At 70.1% G+C, this 22,786-nt stretch carries 25 protein-coding genes and 1 pseudogene; 10 read left to right on the top strand and 16 right to left on the bottom strand.

What is annotated here, in order from left to right; genetic code table 11:
* Positions 1–27: 27 nt before the first annotated feature.
* The 3 genes from AB0I38_RS17435 to AB0I38_RS17445 form a co-directional block, all read right to left on the bottom strand.
* Complete coding sequence (locus tag AB0I38_RS17435) at positions 28–363, bottom strand: cupin domain-containing protein (protein WP_358468288.1); 336 nt, start codon at positions 361–363, stop codon at positions 28–30.
* 122 nt (positions 364–485) lie between these two features.
* The gene (locus AB0I38_RS17440; protein ID WP_358468290.1) at positions 486–635 is read right to left on the bottom strand and encodes a DUF6203 family protein; all 150 of its coding nucleotides are present in this window, start codon (positions 633–635) and stop codon (positions 486–488) included.
* Positions 636–817: 182 nt separating this feature from the next.
* On the bottom strand, positions 818–1,750 hold the full coding sequence (locus AB0I38_RS17445; protein ID WP_358468293.1) for a hypothetical protein: 933 nt from the start codon (positions 1,748–1,750) through the stop codon (positions 818–820).
* 376 nt (positions 1,751–2,126) lie between these two features.
* Between AB0I38_RS17445 and AB0I38_RS17450 the strand changes: the two genes are divergently transcribed.
* The 5 genes from AB0I38_RS17450 to AB0I38_RS17470 all read left to right on the top strand — a co-directional run bounded on the left by AB0I38_RS17450 (position 2,127) and on the right by AB0I38_RS17470 (position 7,695).
* Entirely contained in the window at positions 2,127–2,366 is a 240-nt protein-coding gene (locus AB0I38_RS17450) for a hypothetical protein (protein ID WP_358468296.1), read from the top strand.
* Positions 2,367–2,378: 12 nt separating this feature from the next.
* A complete protein-coding gene (locus tag AB0I38_RS17455; protein WP_358468299.1) occupies positions 2,379–2,555 on the top strand; it encodes a hypothetical protein in 177 nt (58 codons plus the stop codon).
* Positions 2,556–2,682: 127 nt separating this feature from the next.
* A complete protein-coding gene (locus AB0I38_RS17460) occupies positions 2,683–4,542 on the top strand; it encodes an ABC transporter ATP-binding protein (protein WP_358468302.1) in 1,860 nt (619 codons plus the stop codon).
* Positions 4,542–6,362, top strand: coding sequence for an ABC transporter ATP-binding protein (locus tag AB0I38_RS17465; RefSeq protein WP_358468305.1), 1,821 nt, complete (start codon positions 4,542–4,544; stop codon positions 6,360–6,362). Before AB0I38_RS17460 ends, AB0I38_RS17465 begins: the two co-directional genes overlap by 1 nt.
* 178 nt (positions 6,363–6,540) lie before the next feature.
* A complete protein-coding gene (locus tag AB0I38_RS17470; protein WP_358468308.1) occupies positions 6,541–7,695 on the top strand; it encodes a hypothetical protein in 1,155 nt (384 codons plus the stop codon).
* Positions 7,696–7,815: 120 nt separating this feature from the next.
* On the opposite strand, the gene AB0I38_RS17475 is transcribed toward AB0I38_RS17470, so the two are convergent.
* A complete protein-coding gene (locus tag AB0I38_RS17475; RefSeq protein WP_358468310.1) occupies positions 7,816–8,367 on the bottom strand; it encodes a hypothetical protein in 552 nt (183 codons plus the stop codon).
* 147 nt (positions 8,368–8,514) lie between these two features.
* On the opposite strand from AB0I38_RS17475, the gene AB0I38_RS17480 reads away from it, so the two are divergent.
* Positions 8,515–9,786, top strand: a complete 1,272-nt coding sequence (locus AB0I38_RS17480; RefSeq protein ID WP_358468313.1) for a hypothetical protein — start codon at positions 8,515–8,517, stop codon at positions 9,784–9,786.
* Positions 9,787–9,840: 54 nt separating this feature from the next.
* Here AB0I38_RS17480 and AB0I38_RS17485 read toward each other — a convergent pair whose 3' ends face one another.
* The 3 genes from AB0I38_RS17485 to AB0I38_RS17495 are packed head-to-tail and all read right to left on the bottom strand — an operon-like array spanning position 9,841 to position 11,673.
* The gene (locus tag AB0I38_RS17485; protein WP_358468316.1) at positions 9,841–10,608 is read right to left on the bottom strand and encodes a MauE/DoxX family redox-associated membrane protein; all 768 of its coding nucleotides are present in this window, start codon (positions 10,606–10,608) and stop codon (positions 9,841–9,843) included.
* A gap of 8 nt (positions 10,609–10,616) precedes the next feature.
* Entirely contained in the window at positions 10,617–11,213 is a 597-nt protein-coding gene (locus AB0I38_RS17490; protein ID WP_358468319.1) for a cell wall protein, read from the bottom strand.
* Between the two features lie 10 nt (positions 11,214–11,223).
* Positions 11,224–11,673 (bottom strand): hypothetical protein, encoded by a 450-nt coding sequence (locus AB0I38_RS17495; protein WP_358468322.1) that lies wholly within the window; start codon positions 11,671–11,673, stop codon positions 11,224–11,226.
* Between the two features lie 255 nt (positions 11,674–11,928).
* Between AB0I38_RS17495 and AB0I38_RS17500 the strand changes: the two genes are divergently transcribed.
* Positions 11,929–12,108: a hypothetical protein gene (locus AB0I38_RS17500; protein WP_358468325.1), complete on the top strand. Its 180-nt coding sequence runs from the start codon at positions 11,929–11,931 to the stop codon at positions 12,106–12,108.
* A gap of 143 nt (positions 12,109–12,251) precedes the next feature.
* On the opposite strand, the gene AB0I38_RS17505 is transcribed toward AB0I38_RS17500, so the two are convergent.
* The 6 genes and pseudogenes from AB0I38_RS17505 to AB0I38_RS17530 form a co-directional block, all read right to left on the bottom strand.
* Entirely contained in the window at positions 12,252–13,184 is a 933-nt protein-coding gene (locus AB0I38_RS17505) for a DUF6891 domain-containing protein (protein WP_358468328.1), read from the bottom strand.
* 136 nt (positions 13,185–13,320) lie between these two features.
* The gene (locus tag AB0I38_RS17510; protein ID WP_358468331.1) at positions 13,321–13,707 is read right to left on the bottom strand and encodes a TraR/DksA family transcriptional regulator; all 387 of its coding nucleotides are present in this window, start codon (positions 13,705–13,707) and stop codon (positions 13,321–13,323) included.
* A 67-nt stretch (positions 13,708–13,774) separates the two neighbouring features.
* Positions 13,775–14,410 (bottom strand): acyl-CoA dehydrogenase family protein, encoded by a 636-nt coding sequence (locus tag AB0I38_RS17515; RefSeq protein WP_358468334.1) that lies wholly within the window; start codon positions 14,408–14,410, stop codon positions 13,775–13,777.
* Positions 14,411–14,502: 92 nt separating this feature from the next.
* Positions 14,503–14,766: pseudogene (locus AB0I38_RS17520) on the bottom strand (acyl-CoA dehydrogenase family protein); the annotation flags it as partial.
* A gap of 157 nt (positions 14,767–14,923) precedes the next feature.
* Positions 14,924–15,862, bottom strand: coding sequence for a hypothetical protein (locus AB0I38_RS17525; protein WP_358468337.1), 939 nt, complete (start codon positions 15,860–15,862; stop codon positions 14,924–14,926).
* A gap of 132 nt (positions 15,863–15,994) precedes the next feature.
* Complete coding sequence (locus AB0I38_RS17530) at positions 15,995–17,260, bottom strand: MFS transporter (RefSeq protein ID WP_358468340.1); 1,266 nt, start codon at positions 17,258–17,260, stop codon at positions 15,995–15,997.
* Positions 17,261–17,357: 97 nt separating this feature from the next.
* Between AB0I38_RS17530 and AB0I38_RS17535 the strand changes: the two genes are divergently transcribed.
* On the top strand, positions 17,358–18,068 hold the full coding sequence (locus tag AB0I38_RS17535) for a CGNR zinc finger domain-containing protein (protein ID WP_358468541.1): 711 nt from the start codon (positions 17,358–17,360) through the stop codon (positions 18,066–18,068).
* 82 nt (positions 18,069–18,150) lie between these two features.
* Here the strand turns inward: AB0I38_RS17535 and AB0I38_RS17540 are convergent, their stop codons facing one another.
* Positions 18,151–18,984 carry an ABC transporter permease gene (locus AB0I38_RS17540; RefSeq protein WP_358468343.1) on the bottom strand — a complete coding sequence of 278 codons (834 nt, stop codon included), beginning with the start codon at positions 18,982–18,984 and terminating at the stop codon, positions 18,151–18,153.
* The gene (locus AB0I38_RS17545) at positions 18,981–19,925 is read right to left on the bottom strand and encodes an ATP-binding cassette domain-containing protein (RefSeq protein ID WP_358468346.1); all 945 of its coding nucleotides are present in this window, start codon (positions 19,923–19,925) and stop codon (positions 18,981–18,983) included. The genes AB0I38_RS17540 and AB0I38_RS17545 overlap by 4 nt, the downstream gene beginning before the upstream one ends.
* Positions 19,926–20,084: 159 nt before the next feature.
* On the opposite strand from AB0I38_RS17545, the gene AB0I38_RS17550 reads away from it, so the two are divergent.
* Together AB0I38_RS17550 and AB0I38_RS17555 are read left to right on the top strand one after the other, a co-directional pair.
* Complete coding sequence (locus tag AB0I38_RS17550) at positions 20,085–21,191, top strand: DegT/DnrJ/EryC1/StrS family aminotransferase (RefSeq protein ID WP_358468350.1); 1,107 nt, start codon at positions 20,085–20,087, stop codon at positions 21,189–21,191.
* Positions 21,192–21,195: 4 nt separating this feature from the next.
* Positions 21,196–21,786 (top strand): dTDP-4-dehydrorhamnose 3,5-epimerase family protein, encoded by a 591-nt coding sequence (locus tag AB0I38_RS17555; protein ID WP_358468353.1) that lies wholly within the window; start codon positions 21,196–21,198, stop codon positions 21,784–21,786.
* A gap of 136 nt (positions 21,787–21,922) precedes the next feature.
* On the opposite strand, the gene AB0I38_RS17560 is transcribed toward AB0I38_RS17555, so the two are convergent.
* Positions 21,923–22,609 carry an SDR family NAD(P)-dependent oxidoreductase gene (locus AB0I38_RS17560; RefSeq protein ID WP_358468356.1) on the bottom strand — a complete coding sequence of 229 codons (687 nt, stop codon included), beginning with the start codon at positions 22,607–22,609 and terminating at the stop codon, positions 21,923–21,925.
* Positions 22,610–22,786: the final 177 nt, after the last annotated feature.

Below are 22,786 nucleotides of genomic sequence, written 5' to 3' on the forward strand. Positions count from 1 at the left end.
CCGTGTCCGATCGGACGGGTGCGCCGCTCAGACCGCGCGCTTGGCCACGGTGAGCAGGACGGCGGAGTCCTCCAGGGCCTCCAGGCTGTGGCGTTCCTCCGGGATCTCCAGGAGGTCACCGGCCAGGCCGTCGCGCGTCTCGTCGCCGCCGCGCAGCCGTACCCGTCCGCGCAGCACCAGCAGCGTGGCCTCGCCCGGGTTCTCGTGCTCGGCCAGCGACGTGCCGGCCGTCAGGACGAGGAGCGTCTGACGGAGGGCGCGTTCGTGGCCGCCGTAGAGGGTCTCGGCGCTGCGCCCCGACGTGGCCGCCGCGGCACGCTCCATGTGGTCCAGTACGAGCGCGTCCAAAGGGATCTTCCGCATGTTCACGAGTCTGCACCACCTTCCGGCCGATCACCGCACCCAGGTCCCGCGTTTCACCTCCCCGGCCGCCAGATGTCGTGAACGCCAGGAGTCGTGAACGCCAGGAGTTGTGAAGGCCGGGCTCAGCGCCGCCGGCGGCCCCGCTTGTCCTGCTGCTGCTCGGTGCGCTGCCGACGACGGCGTCCAAGAAACCAGGCCAGCCCGACGACGGCCAGGCCGATGGGGGTACGCGCCAGCCAGCGCGCTACGACGACTTCGAGGAAGTTTTTCATGGAGATCTCCTCTGCCCCGCTGAGAGGCGGGTAAAGATGGCCGAACATCCGCCACCTGCCCACGCGAAGCCGACGGTCCGCCACCAGCGCCACTTCCCACGATGGCGCTGGTGACCACCCAGCTCGGCCGACGCCCGCGGACGCGCGGGTCCTGGCCGCTCATGTGGCGCCCGGCGATGGCGTCAGACGAACGACGCGGAGGTGTCACCGGCCGGAGAGGGCGGCTCCTGAGGAGCGAGCGTCCTCGTCCAGCCGGGTGCCGGCGTCGCACGTGTGTCCCACTGGGAGGTGGTACGTCGCCACGAACCGTCGAGCTCGGCGGCGGCCTGGGGATGGCCGTTGGCGTCGGCCCGGTGAAACCAGTTCGTGGCCGCCCGGTGCTCGCCCTTGAGCTGGTGAGCCCGCGCGAGCTGGTAGGCGGCCTCGGCATGGCCGTTGACGCCGGACAGCCGGAAGAAGAACATCGCGACGCTGAGCTGCCTCCATCGGTAGTCGCAGCCGTAGACGTAGGCCAGCTCGGCCGCCTGCCGCCGCCCCGGCTGACCGACCAGCTCGGGAACGTCACGGTGACCCGCTTCGCCGGCCCGGCGCAGCCACTGACGCGCTTCGTCGGGCCAGCCCCTCAGCAGGGCGATCACCGCCAGGCGCAGGCAGTCGCGCCCGTCGCCCACCTCGCACTCGCGCAGCAGGCGGGTGCCGGTCCTGCCGTACACCCGAAGCTCGTGTTCCCTGTTCGAAGGCAGCGGTGGTGGGACGTCTCCGTTCTCCGGCCGTTCCTCTGGATCTGACGCGTCCGGCGGATTCGGCTGGGTCTCACGGGCGGCCAGCCATCGCTCGTTCCAGGCCTTTGGGTCGCCCAAGTCCCCCACATCCAGGCCGGTCTCTTCGGCGGCCGTCCTGCAGGCGGTGACGAAGGAGTACACCCACGCCCAGTCGGGCACCTTCTTCCGTTTGCCGGTCAGGATGTCGTGGGTGGTGCTTTCCGCCAGGTCTCTCTTGCCGCATCTCGATATCTTTCGCAGTTCGGACAGCGGTGGTGAGCCGGCCAGCGTGAGTAATTCGTTCAGTTGGTTGACGAAAGCGCATAGCGCCGCAACGCGAAGTTGTTCAGCCATCGCCCCTTGCCGAAAATGAGTGATCTTTGTTGTATGCCGAGTGGCGCAAGTCATATTGGCATCATCTGACCCGCAACTGGGGGAGATCTCGTATTCCGCCTCGTCCGGGATCAGTCGGTGGTTGTCCCACCTTTCGTACCCGGACACATCCGAAGATGATCAGGGCGATCCAGGATGAATGCGGACGGTTCCGGATGAAGTCGAGGTCGGTCGGGGCGTCCCGGAAAAGTCAGAAGTGGCTGATGGTGCGCTTTGTCGATATAGACAGGCATTTGCTCCGAGATCATCCGAAGACGCATGAAGCGCTGGCGGGCGTGCCACGGCCACCGCATCCTTGAGCGCATCCCGAACGCCGACGATGGAGACGAGACAGTTTATGCAGTGCGCCGATCCCGCCCCGCACACCTTCATTCGCGTCACCTGCGACCAGCGGCCGGACCCGGCCTCTCGGGTACGCGAAGACGACCAGTTGCTGACCCTGCTGGTGACGGCCTGGGCATTGACCACAGGACGCGTACCCCCGACCGGCCCGGCCGACCAGCTCACCGTCGACGAGCTGATCACCTTCTGGGCTGACGACCAGACCATCGCCGGCGACTCGCCGGCCCGTTTCTAGGAATGGATCGCGATGCTCTCTCTGCCTGGACTCCTCGTGCTCACCATCGCCGCGCTGACAGCGGCGATCGCCTGTGCTCTCACGCTGGCCACCGGCGTCTCGTGGCCGACGGCTCTGCTCAGCGGCGGAGCCGCCGGTGGGGTCGCCCTGGGCGTGGTGCCCCGGTTGCTCGGCGGCGACGACGATTAGCGCCGCGGGCGGAAGACGACCGGGTCGCGACCGCGCGGAGGACCGGGGAAAACCGATGGGAAACTGTCGGACGCCGGTGATAGAAAACAGTTTCGACCTACGTTCATCTGCGGCCGGGGGGCTCGCCGTGACCACCAGCAGTTCGGAGTTCTCCGTTTCCGGTCCGCGCTACAACGGGCGCGGTCCGGTGCGCTGGATCTGGTCCCATCTGCGCCGCCACCCGCTCCACCTGGTCGGTTTCCTCGGCGGGTCGCTCGTCATGGTGGTGCTCAACGCCTTGGTCCCCCAGCTCACCGGCGAGGCCTTCGACGCCGTGCTGGGAGAGCGGGGTGAGCCGGGCGCCGTGCTGGGCCTGCTCGCCCTGGCGCTGCTGGCGATCGTGTCGGCCCGCGGGCTGTTCGATCTCGCCGCCCGGCTGTCGAGCGAGGTCCTGGCCAAGCGGTTGGAGCGGGACGCCCGCGACGAGCTCTACGTGAGCCTGCTGGGCAAGAGTCAGACCTTCCACAACCGGCAGCGGGTGGGCGACCTGATGGCCCGCGCCGCCAACGACATCCGCCAGCTCTCCATCATGATCACTCCGGGGGTCGACCTGATCGTCGACTCCGGCCTCACCGGCCTGGTGCCGCTCTTCTTCATCGGTGCGATCGACCCGCGGCTGCTGCTGGTGCCCGGCGTCTTCGCGGTCACCTTCGTGATCGCGCTCTGGCATTACATGCGCCAGCTCAACCCGGTGGCCACCGGCATGCGCGAGCAGTTCGGCGATCTCAACGCGGGCCTCAACCAGGCCGTGCGCGGCATCGAGGTGATCAAGGTGACCGCGCAGGAGGAGCAGGAGCGGCGGCGGTTCCGCTCCTACGCGCGCGGCTACCGCGACTCGTTCGTCCGCAACGGCCTCGTCCAGGCCCGCTATCTGCCCACCCTGCTGTTCGCGTTCGCGATGGCCGGAGCACTGTGGCACGCCCTCCACCTCCAGGCGGCGGGGGCGATCACCATCGGCGAGCTGGTGGCCTTCATGGGCCTCATGGGCATGATGGGCTTCCCGACGCAGATCTCGATCTTCACGTTCTCGCTGGTCCAGCTCGGCATCGTGTCCTCCCGCCGGATCCTTCACATCGTCAACGCCGAGACCGAGCTGGAGCAGCGGGCCGAGGGCCACGCCGCGCCCATCACCGGCGAGATCGTCTTCGACGACGTGACGTTCGGCTACGGAGAGGGCGACCCGGTGCTGCGCGGGGTGACGTTCACCGTGCGGCCGGGCGAGACGGTGGCGATCGTCGGCGAGACGGGCTCCGGCAAGAGCACGCTGACCAAGCTGGTGCCCCGCATCTACGACGTGACCTCGGGCCGGATCCTGGTCGACGGCATCGACGTGCGCGACTGGGACCTCGACTCGCTGCGTTCGCAGATCTCCACCATCGAGCAGGACATCGTGCTCTTCTCCCGCTCCGTCGCCGCCAACATCGCCTTCAGCCTCGGCCAGCGGGCCGATCGCGAGGCCGTGGTCAGGGCGGCCGAGGACGCGCAGGCCGCCGAGTTCATCGCCGAGCTCGACGACGGCTACGACACGGTCATCGGCGAGCGCGGTGTCACCCTGTCGGGCGGCCAGCGCCAGCGTCTGGCCATCGCGCGGGCGTTGCTGACCGACCCGGCGATCCTCGTGCTCGACGACTCGACCAGCGCCGTCGACTCCGCCACCGAGGACCGGATCCAGCAGGCGATCGGCCGCATCCTCGACGGGCGCACCACACTGCTGATCACCCATCGCCTCTCCCAGATCCGCTGGGCCGACAAGGTCCTGCTGCTGCGGCGCGGCGAGCTGGTCGACTACGGCACCCACGACGAGCTGATCGAGCGCAGCCGCCTCTACCAGCGGATCTTCGCCCACTATGACGAGGTCGCGGACCCGGCCGAGGAGCCCGTACCAGCGGCTTGTCAGGACCTGGCCGAGCCGCCGGTCCTGGCGAGCGAGCAAGGAGGGACGCGCTGATGGGCTTCGTCATGGACGGCCTCGACGCCGAAGACTACGACCGCACCTATGACGACCGCGACCTGCTGCGCCGGATCCTGTCCTACTTCCGGCCGAAGCTCGGGTCGATGCTCCTGGTGGCCGTCATGATCGTGCTGGTCTCGGCGACCCAGGCGGCCATGCCGCTGCTGGCCAGCTGGGGCGTCGACGCGATCGCCGACGGCACGATCGCCGAGGTGGGGTGGCAGCTCACGGCGGGCATCCTGCTCGCCGGGGCGCTCGGCTGGCTGTTCACCTTCTTCCGGCAGTGGCACAGCGCGAGGGTCACCGGTGATGTCGTGCTCCGCCTGCGCGAGGACGCGTTCGACGCCGTGCTCGAACGCGACCTGTCCTTCTACGACGAGACCCCGTCCGGCAAGATCGTCAGCCGGGTGACCTCCGACACCGACGACTTCGCCACCGTGTCCACGCTCACGATGGACCTGATCAGCCAGGTGCTGATGGTGGGGTTCGTCACGGTTCTGCTGTTCCTGCGGAGCGTCGAGCTCGCCCTGCTGACCCTGCTGGTGGTGCCGGTCGTGGTGGGCATCGCGCTGCTCTTCCGGCGGCTGGCCCGCGTCAGCACCCGCAGGGCGCAGCGCTCGCTGAGCCGGGTCAACGCCAACCTGCAGGAGACCATGGGCGGCATCGCCGTGGCCAAGAACTTCCGGCAGGAGCGGCAGGTCTACGACGAGTTCCGGCCCATCAACCAGCAGAGCTACCGGGTGACCCTCAGGCAGGGGTTCGTCTTCTCCGCCATCTTCCCGGTGCTCTTCCTCGTGTCCGGGCTCGCCACCGTCGCGCTGGTCCAGCTGGGCGGCACGTCGGTGCTCGGGGGCGGCCTATCGGCCGGCGACTGGTACCTCTTCCTGCAGGGGGTGTCGCTCTTCTGGTTTCCGCTGACGTCCATCGCCGCCTTCTGGTCGCAGTTCCAGCAGGGCCTGTCGGCGTCCGAGCGGGTCTTCGCCCTGATCGACGCCCAGCCGCGCGTCGTCCAGACGGACGCGCGGGCTCCCGGCAGGCTGGCGGGCCGCATCGAGTTCCAGCACGTCACCTTCGGCTACGACGCCGCCAGCCCCGTGCTCCGTGACTTCGACCTGCTCATCGAGGCAGGCGAGTCCGTGGCCCTCGTCGGCCACACCGGTGCGGGCAAGTCCACGCTCAGCAAGCTGATCACCCGGTTCTACGAGTTCCAGGAAGGCAGCCTGCTGATCGACGGCCGCGACATCCGCACTCTCGATCTGGGCGGCTACCGCAGGCAGATCGGTGCGGTCCCGCAGGCCCCGTTCCTGTTCAGCGGCACCGTCGCCGACAACATCCGCTACCCGCGGCCCGACGCCGGCGACGAGGAGGTGCTCGCCGCCGCGGCCGCGGTCGGCGGCGGCGACTGGATCGACGCCCTGCCAGACGGCCTGCTGACCGACGTCGGCGAGCACGGCCGGGCGCTGTCCATGGGCCAGCGCCAGCTCGTCGCGCTGGCCCGCCTGCTCATCCAGGATCCGGCGATCGTGGTGCTCGACGAGGCCACGGCCAGCGTCGACCCGCTGACCGAGGCGCAGATCCAGGAGGGGCTCGACCTGGTGCTGGCCGGGCGCACCTCGATCGTCATCGCCCACCGGCTGTCCACGATCGAGCACGTCGACCGCATCATCGTGCTCGACCACGGCCAGATCGTGGAGGAGGGCGACCACGCGACGCTGCTGGCTCGGGGCGGCCGCTACTGCCAGGTTTACAACACCTACTTCCGGCACCAGTCGCCCAACTACCGCGCCGGTACGGGGTTCGTCGCCGTGAGCGACTGATCCCGGGTTCCGGGTTCCGGGTTCCGGGGCGGCGGGCGACGGCGGTCCGCACGCCTGCGGTCCGCCTGGCGGTCGTCGCATGGGTTCGTTCTGATCTCGGCTGGGACGCCCCTGGTCATGATCCGCTGGTTAATATGGGCGGCTATCCCCGAACGAACTCATGGGAGTGCCCGAGCCGGTGAGCGAGTACCAGTACTACGAGTTCCTCGCGATCGACCAGCCGCTGGACGATCGGCAACAGGCCCAGGTGCGTGCGCTGTCCACCCGAGCGCACATCACGGCCACGCGCTTCACCAACGAGTACCACTGGGGTGACTTCAGTGGAGACCCCGCCCGGCTCATGGAGCGCTACTACGACGCCCACTTCTACCTGGCCAACTGGGGCACCCACCGGATCATGCTCCGGCTGCCGAAAAGCGCCCTCAGCCTGAAGGTCGCCGAGGACTACCGCGTCGGCGAGCAGGTCACCGCCTGGACCTCCGGCAAGCACCTCATCCTTGATCTGACCAGCGAAGCCGAGGAGGAGTACTGGGAGGAGCACTCCCTGTCGGCGATCGTCGGGGTCCGCGCGGAGCTCGTCGCCGGCGACCTGCGGTCGCTCTACCTGGCCTGGCTGTCGGCCTACGGCAGCTGGGAGCGAGACGAGGAAGCCTTCGAATACGACGCGGAAGACGTCCTCGAACCTCCCGTCCCGCCCGGCCTCGGCTCGCTCACGGCGTCCCAGCGGGCGCTGGCCGACTTCCTGCGCCTGGACGACGATCTGCTGGCGGTCGCCGCGCGGGCCAGCTCGTCCGCGTCCCCCGTAAAAGACGATTCCGCGGCGCTGGCCGGCTGGATCGCCGCCCTTCCGGTGGCCGAGAAGGACAAACTGCTCCTCCGGCTGGCCCAGGATGAGACGGGTCAGGCCCGCACAAAGCTGTGGCGCCGCTTCCGGGGCCCGGTCGCCCCGGACGAGAGTCCCCGCCGGACGGTCGGCGACCTGCTGGACGCCGCCGCGTCACACCGCCAGGAACGACAGCGGGTGGCCGCCGCCGAGCGGGCCGAAGAGGAGGCCCGTCGCGAGAGGGCGCGGGTGCTGGCCCGCGAGCGGTGGCTGGAGGACCTGGCGGAGGACGAGGAAAGCGCGTGGGTGCGGGTGGAGACGCTGATCGCCGGCAGGCGGGCGGCTGACTACGACCAGGCGGCCGAACTCCTCCTGGACCTCCAGCAGGTGGCCTACCGTGCGGACCGCATCACCGCGTTCTCCGAACGGTTCACCCACCTGCGCACCCGGCATCTGCGCAAGCCCAGCCTCATCCAGCGTTTCGACCGCGCCGGCCTCATACCTGTGTGACCCTTCGCGCGAAGTGCCGGAAGGGCGGCCGTGCTGACGGGAGTGCCGTAAGGGCGGCCGTGCTGACGGGAGTGCCGTAAGGGCGGCCGCGCCGACCTCAGCCGCGGCCGCCGTGCGACGTCATTGCCGCCAGGTTTTGGCGTACTTACCTCGATATTTGAGGTCATCCTCGGTCTCGATGAGCGCCATCGCCCGCTGCTCGATCGTCTCGTCGCCGGTCGCGCGGTGCAGATCGCGCAACCCCGCGACGAGGTCGTTCCGGATGAGCGTGTGGTTCTTCTCCGGCGCGCAGTCGGCGAACCGCGCGGCGAGCGCGTCCATCACGGCCGCCCGCTGCGCTGGCCCCGCGAGCCCGATCTTCCACAGCGACCGCAGGCAGTGGCGGGCCGTGACGAACCGCTTGTCCCTGGTCACCTCGACCAGCGGGGCGAGGGCTTTGAGAATGCGCTGCTCCGGATCGCTGACCGCGAGGTTGCACAGGATTTGCGAGGCGATCGCCCGGTTGTGGTTGTCGTGGTGACCGAGGTTGGCGACCACGTCGTCCCACACCGTGTAGGCCCAGGGCACCGGATCGCTCGTCGCCTTCATCATCGCGTCGTACGCGGCGTTCTGCCGGTCGCGGTCGTCGGTCCAGAGGTCGCCGAACCCTTCGGGCGCTGGGACGCTGGTCATGGGCCTCGACTCCACCATCACTCGCGGGGATGATCTGGATCAGGTCGTCCATATCCTAGAGCGTCGCGATCAGCGGCAAACGCGCCTCCCATCGGAGCATGTTGCGTGATTTGTCGCCACTGTCACGGACGCGGCTAGCATCGGCGGATGCCCGCGATCTCGTCGGCCAGGCGCCGGATACCGCGCTGGTCGCTTCGGCTGGCGGCCGCCGTGGTCAGCGTCTGCGCCCTGGCGGGTGCGGTGCGGCTCATCGTCCCCGCCACCGCGGGGCCGACCGGCGAGCCTACTGGGGTCCGGCGGCAACTCGAGTTCCTGCGTTCGGCGCTCGACGACGGCGCCGCCGACGAGGCACAGCGGCTGTTCCCGGAAGGCTATTTCTTCCTGCACGCGCTGTACGGCCTGAGCTGGGTCGAGCTCGGCCTGCGCGAACCGGCCGCAGAACGTACGGTCGCGCTCCGCGAGGCCCGCTGGGCGCTGCGACGGCTGGACTCGCCCTCCGGCCGCGACCCGTTCAGCCCCGACCTCGTCCCGCCCTACGGCGTCTTCTACCAGGGCTGGACCAACTGGCTGCGCGGCGGAGCGCTGAGCCTGCAACCGGCCGGGCAGCGGGACCCGGCCGCGCTGCGCCGGTTCGCCGCCGACTCCGCCGCCCTCGGCCGGGCGTTCGACGCCTCCGGGTCACCGTTCCTGGCGGCGTACCCGGAGCAGGCCTGGCCGGTCGACTCCACGGTGGCCGTGGCGTCGCTCCGGCTGCATGACACGCTGCTGCCGCCGCGGTTCGCCGGCACCGTCGATCGGTGGCTCCAAGACGTACGCGAGCGGCTCGACCCGAGCACCGGGCTGATTCCGCACCGGACCGACCCCGTCACCGGCGAGCCGATCGAGGTGGCCAGGGGCACCTCGCAGAGCATGATCCAGCGCTTCCTCGCCGACATCGACCCCGCCTTCGCCGCAGAGCAGTACCTGCGTTTCCGCGACCGGTACGTCGTCACGCCACTCGGCCTCGGGCCGGCCGTGCGGGAGTACCCCGACGGCCTGGACGGCCCGGCCGACGTCGACTCCGGTCCGCTCCCGCTCGGCGTGAGCCTGTCGGCGACCGCCGTCACCCTCGGGGCCGCCCAGGTTCACGGCGACGCGCCACTCGCCGGCGCACTGGCCAACTACGGTGAGCTGGCCGGTCTGCCGATCGGCACACCGTGGACCAAGAGGTACGCCTTCGGCCTGCTCCCGATCGGTGACGCGTTCCTCGCCTGGTCGAAGACCGCACGGCCGTGGGTGGCGCGCACGCCGGACCCGCCGCCGGCGACCGTCTCGTGGTGGTGGCGGATGCCGCTGCTGTCGATGCTGTTCGTCGTCGGCGTCGCACCTTGGGTGGTGGCGCGGCGGCGGCGTCGTCGTACGCGTGCCGGCACCCGCTGAGCGGGACCCGCGCTCGGCCGGAAGAACCGCGAAAGCGGTCAGGCCGGAGCCTGGTCAGGCGAGGGCCGCTTCGTTGACCAGGGCGACCCTGATGGCCGCTGGATCGTCGCCGGAGAGGGGGACGGCGAAGACCGCGGACCGCTCGTCTGCCCCGTAGACCACGAACCGCACGCCGTCCTCGTCCCACGTCTCGCGTACGTCCGAGGTGAGCCGGGCGGACGCCGAGCAGTACGCGGGGCTGCGGCGGAGCAGGTGCAGCGTGGTCTCCAGCGGGACGTCCCTGGGCGGGGGAGCGGCGAGCGGGCGGCGCAGCCGTACCAGGAGGCGGCGTGACGGGGTGAGCCAGTAGCGGTCCAGCTCGGCCGAGAGGCCCAGCAGGATCACGACCTCCAGCAGGACGAGGGGCGCGAGCGACGGGTGCGGCCCCGCCCCGATCGACACCAGCCCGGCGGCGAGCAGGACACCCGCGCGGGCGAAGGCGCGCAGGTCCACCGGGCGGGAGTGCGTGCCCAGGCAGCCGCACGACGAGGTGGGCGCGGCGACGTACGCGTAGGTGAGGTAGGCGAGGAAACCGGCTGCCAGCAGCGCGGCGGCCACGCCGTCGAGAGGGTGGACCGGTGGCAGCAGCAGCGCGGCGGCCACCGCCAGCTCGACCAGGCCGACGAGCCGGAGCACCGGGACCGCGCGCGCCGCGCCGGTCAGCCGGGCCAGGGCGGTCTGCCCGGCCTGTGCCCGCATCCGCCGGCTGAGCAGCTTCATCAGGCCTGCCCAGGTGAGGAAGACGGCGATCACGTACGGCTGCGACGCGGCGATCCCGTGCATCTTGGCTCCTAGTGAGGGGAGAAGACGGTTGCGATGTCGACTTCGTTCGTGTCCGGGCGCCAGGCGCCCAGGATCTGCACGTGCTGGCTCACTTTCAGCATCGACAGGTCCGAGGTGGCCGGCGACTCGGAGTGGATGGCGACCGACTTGCCGGCCACGACATGGCACAGCACGTCGTGGCCGTTGTGATCGAGGTGGATCGTCTGGCTGGTGATGTTCTTGATGTGGCCCTTGATGTTGACGATGTTGAGCCACACCGCCTCGGCGGCGAGCATCCCATCGGGCATACGCACGCCCCTGGCGTACAGGCCGTCGCCCGGTTTGGCCTGGTCGAACCCGACCGGTCCCAGCTTCCACAGGCTCGTACCGTCGACGACCCTGATGGTGTGGAACACCATGTTCGAGCCCAGGACGAGCAGCGTGTTCTCCTTGATCGAGCGGATCCGGCCCTCGGCGAAGTTGGGGTCGGGGGTGCCGGGCTCGATCGCGGGAGCCGTGGTGGCGAAGGCCGCCTCGGGGCCGAGCGAGCCCAGCGCGGTCGCGGCGACGACGCTCGCACCACCGCCGAGCACGGCCGACTTGAGCAGGTCCCTTCTGCTGCGCATGGTTCGCCTCCTACGCGGCCGAGATCTCGCACGGCCGCAGGCCGGTGGAAAGACTGGCGATCTGGCTGTACGCGGCCGGCGTGAGGTCGATCAGCCGGTTGCTCGCGCAGGTCGCCCCGCAGCAGCTCTGCTCGCCGCAGAACAGGTCGGTCTGCGGGCCGCAGTCGGCGATGGCGGTGACGACGCTGACGCCGCTGCACAGCGCCGTGGTGCGGTGGCGGAAACCACAGGTCCTGCGGGACAGCCCGACACCGCAGCTGTCGGGGCGGGTGATCGCCCAGCAGGCGTCGGACGTGTTGGGCCAGGCATGCTGCATGCTGCCCGAGTTGCAGGTGCCGCAGGCTCCCTTGCCGGTGCTGCTGCACGGCCCCCAGGCGGTGCCGCAGCAGAACCAGGAGACCTCTCCTTGGACGGGGCCGAGTAAGTCGGCGGGCGGGTCGGGTGACTTGCTTCGCGACATGCGCGTCCTCCTTGGGTGAGCTCTGAACGATCTCAGCGAGGGGCTTGAAGCTTTCCGACTCGATCTATGAGTACCATGTAAGGATTTTTCGTCAATGCCTGATCGGTCCCATCGGAGAAAGCCGAAGCGGCCGACGATGAAGCGATCCCAGCATGGCCGGGTGCTGTCGCTGATGAGGTGAAAGCAAAGTGGCCTGAGTTGTCGGATTAAGCCAGATTTAAGGGTGTTGCAAGAGAGGCGCGATGGAATGCGGGCATGACGAACGAGAAGAAGGTTGGCGGCTTCGCACGCGCGGGCCGCCGAATCATCGCGGTCGCGGTGGTCGCCGCAGCCTCCTTGACCATCCTCGGCAGCGCAGCCCAGGCCAGGCCAAGTGATGGCTGGTACCGCTGCTGGATTTCGGACCACGGCTGGATGTGGTGCAAGGACGTCTAAGACGTCCTCGTCCCGCCGGCGCAGGGCCCGCGCCGGGTGGGGCATCAGATCCAGGCACGACCTTCGGCAAGGTCGTGCCTGCTCTGTTTCGAGTTCGCTTTGGTACGACGTGTCGTGGCGGAGTATGAGCCGCGGGACAGCTGCTAGGTCCACGAGACCGTGTGAAGCGGGCCGAGATCTGTCAGCGCGATGCGATCGTCGTGGACAAGGGTGGTGACCAGCATCAACGCCTCGTCGATGGTCACGTGTCGGCCACGCGAGCACTGCGCCGCCGCGTCAGGAGACTCCGCCCAGAGTTGTAAGTCGCTCTCCCACTGGAACTGAAGGATGGCTCCGGCGGCATTCTGAAAGCTGGTGAAGTTTCGCGTTGACGGGGTCAGCCAAAGCAGCAGGTCTCGGCACTCCTGCAGTGACATGGGAACGGGTTCGTGCTGCTGAAGAGCCGAATAGTCACAGTAGGTGACCCTCAGATCGGCTGCCGGTCTGTTCGCCTCCGGATGACGGGCCAGTGGACCGAAGCGCCTTCGCCGCCAGATCAGAGGCACCTGGATTCGTTGACCGGCGGCTCCGTTCCATCGGACGGACAGGCCGCGCCGGCCAAGGGCAGTCATGATCTCCTGGCCGACAGACTCGGTGCCGGCCGCGCCGGTCGAGCCGAAGGCCAGGTAGATCCCCTCGCCCTGGGCGGCTCGCTCGGCGTCCTGCTGGTGGTAGAAGGTGTAGCCGCGTGCTGCTGGGATGCGTTGAACCTCTGCCTGGATGTCATGGAGGCCGCAATTACGGCAGCAAGTGTAGTTTTCGCGAGACACGATCCCGGCCTGGGTGAGGTCGATCATGGCCAGGCTCAGCCGGTCGCAGTCGGTCGATTCGGGCCAGGCCGCCTGTTCGGCGAGGTGTCGCGCTAACTCCTGAGTAGCGATCTCTCTGATCGTGCTCTCCAGGAGTTGATCATCCTCCACCTCGTCCGCCCAGCGCTCCATCGCGTCCTCGACCAGCCACGAGTACGCGCTGCGCCCGACGGCCACCTGTGTGCGGAGATCCTCGCTGAGTTCCTCCAGCACGGTTGGCTCGATCACTTTCCGACCTCCTCATCCCCGCCTCGGCCACAGCTGAGGCCGCCGCTCATCGATATCGTTTCATCAGCGGCACTTCGCCCTCGGGGCTCGGGGAATACGGCGCAGTGGATCAATTCGGCCAGGTCCGGTCCGCGGGTCAGCGGCGGCGAGAGGCGCAGCTCACGCAGGTCTTGATGGCCGGCAGGACCTTCAGGCGCTCGATGGGAATGCGTTGCCCGCACCTCGCGCAGGTCCCGTAGGTGCCATCGCGTAGCCGCTCGGAAGCGAGGTCCAGCTCGGTGAGGTGAGTCAGGGCCTGATCGAGAAGGGCCTGGACGTGGGCCCGCTCGAACGCCGTGGACGTGCCCTCGGGGTCGTGCTCGTCGTCGGAGGCCGTCAGCGCCGACGATGTGACGATCTCGTCCCGGTCGCGGCCCAGCAGGGCCACACGGTCCATGGTCCTGCGACGGTCGGCGTCGAGCAGGTCTCGCATGGTCGCCTGCTCGGAGGGGGAAAGCGCGGCGTCCCGATGGTGTTCGGTCATGACGGCTCCTCACCTTCCCTGCCAGAGTATTCGCCGCCCTTCCCCGGAGATCCCTGAACGGTCCTGCTCACGGCCCCAGGGCGAAGAGCGTCCAGGATTCGTCCGGAGCCAGGCCGGCCAGTTCGCGGCCGCACTCCCGAAGCAACTGCGGGCCCGAGGTGATATGCGCGGTGCCGGCGTGAGCATCCCTGAACAGCCGCTGGATCAGCCCGTCGCGCAGCGCCGAGGTGCCGCCCGACGCGTAGACGAAACGAGCCACCTCGGCGACCGTCGACGTGACGTGATTGAGTGCGAGCCGCACCATCGTCTCCTGGCGTACGTCGAGCGTCCGGCCGGAGTCCAGGGTGTGTTCCGTGTCGTCCCACGTCGCGTGCACCAGCGCCTTCGCCGCGCGGAACGTCGCCTCGGCGCGGGCGAAGTCGGCGTGGAAAGCGTCACTGCCGGCGATCTGACCCGGCCGCCCGGCCCGCGCCCCCGCGTAGCGGATCAGCTCGTCGAGTAACCGGCGGCCGACCCCGAGTGCCCAGGCGGAGTGGCAGATCAGCGCCTGGTCGAGCACGCCGAGCCGGTAGATCGCGCCGCCGCGCAACGGCTCGTTCTGGGCGAAGACGTGCGTCTGGGACTCTGGTACGAAGGCGCCGTCGATGGAGTAGTCGATGCTGCCTGTCGCGCGCAGGCCCAGGACGTCCCAGTTGCCGAGCATCGTGACGTCCTCGATCGGGGTGATGAAGATCCGGTCACGGCCTCGTCGCCCAGGTAGGCGCCGGCCGTGCCGTTCTCCAGCGTGGTGGCCATCAGGACCCACCCCGTTGAAGGGTCGGCGTAGGAGAGTTCCTCGAAGACGGCGATCAGCTCCCTCGGGGAAAGCTCGGCGCCGCCCAGCGGCACAGGCACCCAGATGCCGAAAAGCCCTGCCTCGTGCAGGGCGTCCACGACAGTGGCGGTGAGTCTGCCCTCCGCCTCGGCGGCGGTCGCCTCGCGCTCGATCAGCGGGCGCAGCTCGCGGGCTCGGTTCAGCAGGGTGGTGCCGGCGGTGTGCAGTCGCGGCGTGTCGCTCATATCCAGATGCCCCTGATTCCTGATGGACGGCGCTCTTCTTTACTCCTTCCGTCAGATCACGTAAGCGCCAGATTGTCCAGTGCGGGGTAGCTCGTCCACAGCCTGGACGAGCTCCTACGCGGTGGGCGAGGGTGTGTTAACGGCACTGATCGCGTGGTTAGCTGAACAGGTCCTGGAGGCTCTCGGCGGTCACCGCGCGGGTGGCCCAGGTTTCGAGCTGGTCCAGGTTGGTGCAGGCAGCGATCTGGGTGCGTGTGTCATCTGGGACGTCGAGACCGCGGGCTTCCAGTAGGAGCAGCACCAGCCTGGCGGCCTCTTCGGCCTTGCCTTCGGCCTTGCCTTCCGCTTTCCCTTCCGCTTTGCCTTCAGCCTTGCCCTCGGCTTTGCCTATGGTTTGGCCTTCTTCGAGGCCGCGGCCGTAGTGTTCGCGGGCGAAGGGGCTGTACACGGGCCAGGCGGTGGACGTCATGATCTCCTCCATGAGTCGCCGGATGTCGGGCGAGGCCATGCTGTAAGCGTATTCATAGTACTTCGGAGCGTGTTCGTCGTGCAGTTCGGCCAACGCCATGGCGAACGCCTCGATGACCTTGCGATCGCGGCCGTGGACCATGACCGCCATGGCCGAAAGCCCTGGGTGGGCTGCGGCCTGGTGGGGGTCGGTGATGGCCGGAATGCCGTCCGGCCCGAGCACCTGGGCCTGGAGGCGGTAGCCGGTCAGGCCGGAGTTGATCGGTTGTGCGTAGTGGGCGGCGGTCCCACGGTCGGGGCAGATGACCAGGACCGTGACGTCACAGCCCAGCAGCAGCCACAGGGCGGCGGCGTAGCGGGCGAGCTGCCGGGGATCCTTGGACTTGTCCTGCTGGATCTCCACGATGATCGCGTGCGCGGGGCTTTGTGGCGGCCCCAGGACGAGGACCAGGTCGGCCGCGAAGTCGTCCGAGGTGCGAGTGTTGAATGAGTTGTCCTCCAGTCGGATCAGCGGAGTCGCGGGTAGCTCCACCCCCATGAGGTCGCGCAAGATCTCCACCGCCAGCTGGGGGCGGTCGCTGATCAACTGGATGAGGGCATCATGTCGGGGGGACGGCATGTCGCTCATTGTTACACAGTAATCGCTGTGCGTGATGTCGGTGTCATGGCCCGTCGGCGCCTTGGTGATCGCGGTGGACGCCTCACCGGCGGGTGGGCGCATCGGGGGGCCGGTCGTGTCGCGCTCGCCGAGATAACGCCGTCACAGGACCGGCTGCGGGGTCCGTCCGGGCTCGACCGCCGCCGACAGGTCCGTACGGAGCGCGTACGGGATGAAGGCGACCAGGATGGCGACGGCGAGCACGGTGGCGATGACGAACACCGCTCGCACGCCCCAGAGCTCGGCCGCGATCCCGGCCAGGGCGGCGCCGGCCGGGATGACGCCCCAGCTGAGCACGCGCGAGGCGGCGTAGACGCGGCCGAGAAGGTGGGGCGGTGACAGGTTCTGCCGGATGGTGGCGACCAGGATGCGCCAGACGCTGGAGCCTGCTCCGGCGACCACCGCGCCCGCGGCCACGGTCCACACCGGGCCGTCCGCCGCCACGGGGGCCACCAGCAGGACGGTGCCGGCGGCATCGGCGATCAGCAGCCTGGTCACGCCGAACCTGCGGCGCAGCCGCTCCACCACCGTCGACGCGAGCAGGCCGCCGACGGCCATCGCGGTCAGCACGAGCCCGTACTGCGCCGTGCTGAGCCCGAGCGGGCCAGGGGAGACCGCGTACACGACGAGCAGGGCGGTCGCCACGGCCCAGGGGATGTTCATGGCGGCGGTGAAGAGAGTCAGGGTCCGCACGACCGGCTGCCGCCAGAGGTAGCGGAAGCCCGCGACCACTCCGTCGCTCGCGGTGCCTGCCGCGGCCACCCCGTCGCTCGCGGTGTGTGCCGCGGCGAGCGGGCGGCGCAGCGTCATCGCGAGGACGCCGGCGACGGCCAGCACGTAGAGCGCCGCGCTCGCGCCGGTGGCCAGCGCGAGGGTGGCCGCTGCCAGCAGACCCGCGAGCGGCGGGCCGGCGAGTTGGTTGGTGAGGTTGATGGTCGCCTCGATGCGGGCGTTGGCCCGGTTGCGGCCGGCCGGCTCGACGACCATCGGGATGGTCGCCGTCAGCGCGGTGTCGACGAGGGTCTCGGCGGTGCCGAGCAGCACGGCGCCGGCGAGGATGAGCGGCAGCGACAGCGTGCCGGCGAGGTGGGCCGTGCTGAGACCGGCCAGCACGAGGGCGCGGACCACGTTGACGCTGATGAGGACCGTCCGGCGGTCGACGCGGTCGACGATCCAGCCGGCGTGCAGGCCGAAGACCGGCCAAGCCAGCGTCAGCGCCGCGGTGACGGCGGCGACTCCGCCGGGGGACGCGTCGACGGCGAGGGCCAGCAGGGGGAGCACGAACAGCGCCATGCCGTCGCCCAGGTTCGCGGCGCCGGTGCCGAACCACAGCGCGTTGAACGGCCGGCCGAGTGAGGTGGGACGCATGGCGTTCTTACCTTTCAACTGTAGTTGATCGGTCGTAGCCTGACGTCCTCGATCTGACCTGTCAATGGCATTTGATCGGTGAGATACTGGTTCGGTGATGGATGTCGAGCTGGTTGGCAACGCGCTCTGCCTGGACTTCGCCAACACCGTCAACGCCCGTCCAGTGGCGCGGAGCGACTGGCTGGCCGATGAGAGAGAGGCCGAGACCTGGGCCCACGCCGCGGGGCACCCGATCGAGGACGCGGCCGGGCTCGCCGCCGCGCTGCCGGCCGCGCGGGAGTTCCGGGAGGCGGTGTTCCGGGTGTTCCAGCCGCTCGCGCACGGCGAGCGGCCACCGCGCGCGGACCTGGACGCCGTCGCCGCCATGTACGCCGACGGCGTCGCGCGCGGCCGCCTCACCGCCGGGCCGAGCGGTGACGGGCCGAGCGGGGAGGGGCCGAGCGGGGAGGGGCCGAGCGGTGACGGGCCGAGCGGGGAGGGGCCGAGCGGGGAGGGGCCGAGCGGTGACGGGCCGAGCGGGGAGGGGCCGAGCGGTGACGGGCCGAGCGGGGAGGGATCGAGGGACAGGTACTACCGGTTCACGTGGGACGGGCCGCGGACGGCGCGGGTGCTGCTTTGGGAGGTCGCCGCGTCCGCGGTGGAACTACTCGGCCACGGGCCGCTCGGACGGCTGGGCGAATGCCCGTCGTGCTGCTGGCTCTTCCTCGACACGAGCAGGAACAACCGTCGCCGCTGGTGCAGCATGACCACCTGCGGCAGCCGTGACAAGTCCCGCCGCTACTACGCGACCCGGCCTGCGGAGCCCTGACCCGCGGGGCCTGACCGCGGGGCTGACCGCGGGGCCCTCATCCGCGGGGCCCTGACCCGCGAGGCCCTGACCCGCGAGGCCCTCATCCGCGGCGGGCCGAGCGGCGGAAGGCGAGCAGGGACAGCGGGATGAAGACCGCGATCAGCGCCAGCGACCAGATCACGGCGGCGACGATGGGATGCTCCAGCGGCAGCCGGTCCGGGGTGGCCATGCCGAGCGGGTTGCCGAACAGGCTCCTGGCCGCGGTGACGACCGCGCTGACGGGGTTCCACGCCGCCACGACCTGCAGCCAGTCCGGCATCGAGGTGATCGGGACGAACCCGTTCGAGACGAAGCCCAGCGGCAGCACCCACAGCAGCCCGGCCGTGCCGGCCACCTCGGGGCTGCGCACCGACAGACCGATGGCGATGCCCACCCACGTCATCGCGTAGGCGAACAGCAGCAGCACCCCCAGCCCCGCCGCCGTGGACAGCACGCCCGTGTGCGCCCGCCAGCCCACCAGCAGACCCACCACCGCCAGCACGCCGGTCACCAGGACGGCGCGTACCAGCTCCGCGTTGGCCCGTCCGATGAGCACCGCCACGTGGGCCATCGGCAGCGCGCGGAAACGGTCGATGACCCCTCTGCTCATGTCCACCGCCAGGCCGGTGCCGGTGCCGACGCCCATGAAGGCCAGGGTGTGGGCGAAGACCGCCACCACGACGTACTCCTTGAACGGCCCGCCGCCGGGCAGCGGGATCGCGCCGCCGAAGACGTAGCTGAACAGCAGCACGAAGATGATCGGCTGGGCCAGGTTGTAGGCCAGTTCGTCGGGGACGCGGCCCATGCGCAGCAGCCCGCGTCTGGTCATCACGGCGCAGTCGCGCAGCGCCAGGCCGAGGCCCGTGGGCGCGGTGCCCGGGTCGGTCACGGTCATGCTTCGTCCGCCTTCCTGGTCAGGGCGAAGAAGACGTCGTCCAGCGTCGGCCGGCGCACGGTGAGGTCGGCGACCTCGACGCCGCCGGTGTCCAGTTCCCTGATCACGTCCGCCAACCGGCTCGCGCCGCCCGGCAGTACCGCCGTCACGCGCAGCGTGTCCTCGTCGGCCTTCGGCTCGGCCAGGCCGGCCGCGGCCAGTGCGGACATCGCGGGCGGCAGGTCGGAGGCGTAGCGCACCGCCACTTCGAGGTGGTCGCCGCCGACCCGGTCCTTGAGCTCGGCCGGCTTGCCCGTCGCGACCTCCCGCCCGTGGTCGATGACCACGATGAGGTCGGCGAACTGGTCCGCCTCCTCCAGGTACTGCGTGGTGACCAGCGCGGTCGTGCCCTCCTTGACCAGGTCCCCGAGCACCCGCCACACCTCCGCCCGGCCGCGGGGGTCGAGGCCGGTCGTGGGCTCGTCGAGGAACAGGACGCGGGGAGCGGCCAGCAGCGCCACCCCCAGGTCCAGGCGGCGGCGCATGCCGCCCGAGTAGGTGCGCACCGGACGGTCGGCCGCGCGGGTGAGGTCGAAGCGTTCGATCAGCTCCTCGCTGCGGGCCCGGACCGCCGCCGGTGTCATGCGGGCCAGCAGGCCGAAGATGTGCAGGTTCTCCCGGGCCGTCAGGTACTCGTCGACGGCCGCGTACTGTCCCGCCAGGCCGACGACCCTGCGGACCGCCTGGGCCTCGCGGGCCACGTCGAAGCCGCACACCCGGGCGTGGCCGCCGTCCGGGCGCAGCAGAGTCGCCAGGATGCGCACCAGCGTGGACTTGCCCGCCCCGTTGGGCCCGAGCAGGCCGAGCACCTGTCCTTCGGGGGCGTGCAGATCGAGACCGTCGAGGGCGAGGACCGAGCCGTACCGCTTCACCAGCCCTTCCGCCTGGATGCCGCCGTTCATGGCGCGCTCCGCGCGGGGGCCGGGCATCTGAGAGCGTTCATGTGTGGCAGCCTGGCCCGGACCGCTCGAGCCCGGGTGGTGCGCGCCGCTCCACGCGGACTTGTGGGGCTCGACCGAACGTCCAGGAGGCCTCGAACCACCGCTGCGACCGTGACCGCCATGATTCCCATGTTCAAGGTCGCCATGTCCGAACAGGCCCCGGCGGCGGTCGCGGACGTGCTGGCCAGCGGGCACATCGGGCAGGGCGCCAAGGTCGACGCGTTCGAGGACGCGCTGCGCTCGCGGGTGGGCAACCCCCGCCTGGCCACCGTCAACAGCGGCACCGCCGGCCTGCAGATGGCCCTGCGACTGGCCGGCGCGGAAGGCGGCGAGGTGCTGAGCACCCCGCTGACATTCGTGGCGACCAACTGGGCCATCCTGGCCGCCGGGCTGCGCATCCGCTGGGTCGACGTCGACCCGTCCACGCTCAACGCCGACCTGGACGACCTGGCGGCCAAGGTGTCGCCCGAGACGTCCGCGATCATGGTGGTCCACTGGGCCGGCTACCCGATCGACCTGACCAGGGTGGCGGCCATCGCCGACGAGTGCGAGCGCCGCCACGGCAGGCGGCCGGTCATCATCGAGGACTGCGCGCAGGCGTGGGGGGCGACGTACGCGGGACGACCGCTGGGCAACCACGGCAACCTCGCCGTCTACAGCTTCCAGGCCATCAAGCACATCACCTGCGGAGACGGCGGCCTCGTCGTCTTCCCCGACGACGACGGCAACCGGAGGGGCCGCCTGATGCGCTGGTTCGGCCTGGACCGCGACCCCGGTGCGGCCCCCAGGCCCGAGCAGAACGTCACCGAGTGGGGCCTGAAGTTCCACATGAACGACATCAGCGCCGCGATCGGCCTGGCGAACCTGGACGGGGTCGACGAGCGCGTCCGGCGGCACCGCGGCAACGCCGCCTACTACGACAGGGAGTTGAAGGACGTGGCCGGCCTGGAGCTGACCCGGCCGGTGCCCGGCAGCGAGCCGTCCTACTGGGTCTATCCGGTCAAGGTGAAGCGCAGAGACGACTTCGTCGCCCGGCTGGCGGCGGCCGGCATCGCCGCCGGGCACGTCGATCCGCGCAACGACCGGCACGCCTGCGTGGCCGCGTACGCCGAGCCGCTGCCGAAGCTGGACGCGGTCCACGACCAGATCGTGTGCCTGCCCGTCGGCTGGTGGCTGTCGGAACAGGACAGGGAGCACATCGTGAACACGATCAAGTCTGGATGGTGACGCCGTGAGCACATCAGTCGAACCGTTGCGGATCGAAGGGTCCTTCCTCGTCCAACCGGAGATCTTCCTCGACGAGCGCGGGCAGTTCCTGGAACTGTTCCAGCAGCGCGCCGTCGAGGGACCGACCGGCGGCCCGATGCCGGTGGCGCAGGTCAACTGCTCGGTCTCCCAGCGGGGGACGATCAGGGGTGTGCACTCCTGCGTGACGCCCCCCGGCCAGGCCAGGTACGTCACCTGCGTGAGCGGGGCCATCCTGGACGTCATCGTGGACATCCGACCCGGATCCCCCACGTACGGGGAGCACGTGGCGGTGCCGCTGGACGAGTACTCGCGGCACGCGGTGTATCTAGCCGAGGGGCTGGGGCACGCGTTCGCGCCGCTCAGCGAGCAGGCCACCGTGGTCTATCTCTGCTCCACCGCCTACAACCCGGGCGGGGAGATCTGCGTCAACCCGCTGGACCCGGAGCTGGCGCTGCCGTGGGCGGCCTCGCCGCGGATCCTGTCGGACAAGGACGCCAAGGCGCCGACGCTGCGCGAGGCCGAGGCCGCCGGGTTGCTGCCGGCCTACGCGGGCGGCACGCTCGTCGGCGCGTAACAGCACGTACCGGTCAGCGCATGACAGCACGTACCGGGGAGCACGCGTCGTCAACGCGTAACAAGCACCTACGGGGCCGCCGGGCCACTGCCGCCCGGCGGCCCCTCGGCGTCCTGCCCACCGCCGGGGCGGCCGGCTACCAGGGCGTCTCCTTCCGGCCGCGCAGGAAGACGCCGGAGGGGCCGTTGTCCGGGAGGGTGGCCGCCCACACGATGTCCTCCGCGGCCTGTTCCGGCAGCCGGTCGGCCTGCGGCCGCATTCGTGTGCGCACCTGGCCGGGGTTGACCGCGTTGACCAGCACGCCCGTGCCCGCCGTCTCGGCCGCCATGAGCACGGTCAGCGCGTTGAGCGCGGTCTTCGACACCGAGTAGCCCGGCGTGTGCGCCGAGAGCCCGTGGCTGAACGCCCCCGTGCCGCTGGAGACCATCACCACCCGGCCCCAGCCTCGCTCCACCATGCCGGGCAGGAAGGCCTGGCACATCCGCCAGGCGCCCAGAACGTTCACCTCGAACTGCCGCCTGACCAGCTCCACCGGCACGGCCGACGGCGGGCGTCCCCAGTCGAGCTGGATCCCGGCGTTGTTCACCACGATGTCCACGGGCCCCACCAGGTCGCGCACCCGCGCCGGCCCCTCCTCATCGGTCACGTCGAGCACGGCGGCGCGCGCGTCGCGGCCCAGCGCCGTCGCGGCGCGCTCGGCCTCCTCCTGGTCTCTGGCCGTCACCACCACCTCGTGCCCGAGCGCGTGCAATCTGTCACTCACCGCGCGGCCGATGCCACGGTTGGCACCTGTGACCAGGGCGATACGTGTCTTCGCCGCCATAGGACGCTCCATTCGACCGTTGGTATCGCGCGATTGTGGCCACGATCGGTAGAGGATCGCTGGAGTCTGACTGGAAATAGTTTCCGTCGCGACGGGAGGGCTTGACGGTTTTCTCTGCATGGAGATCGTGCTTATATCAGAACACCAGCACCGCTCCATGGCTGACTCCAACCATGG

This window comes from Nonomuraea cavernae (assembly GCF_040655715.1).
GTDB lineage: Bacteria > Actinomycetota > Actinomycetes > Streptosporangiales > Streptosporangiaceae > Nonomuraea > Nonomuraea cavernae_A.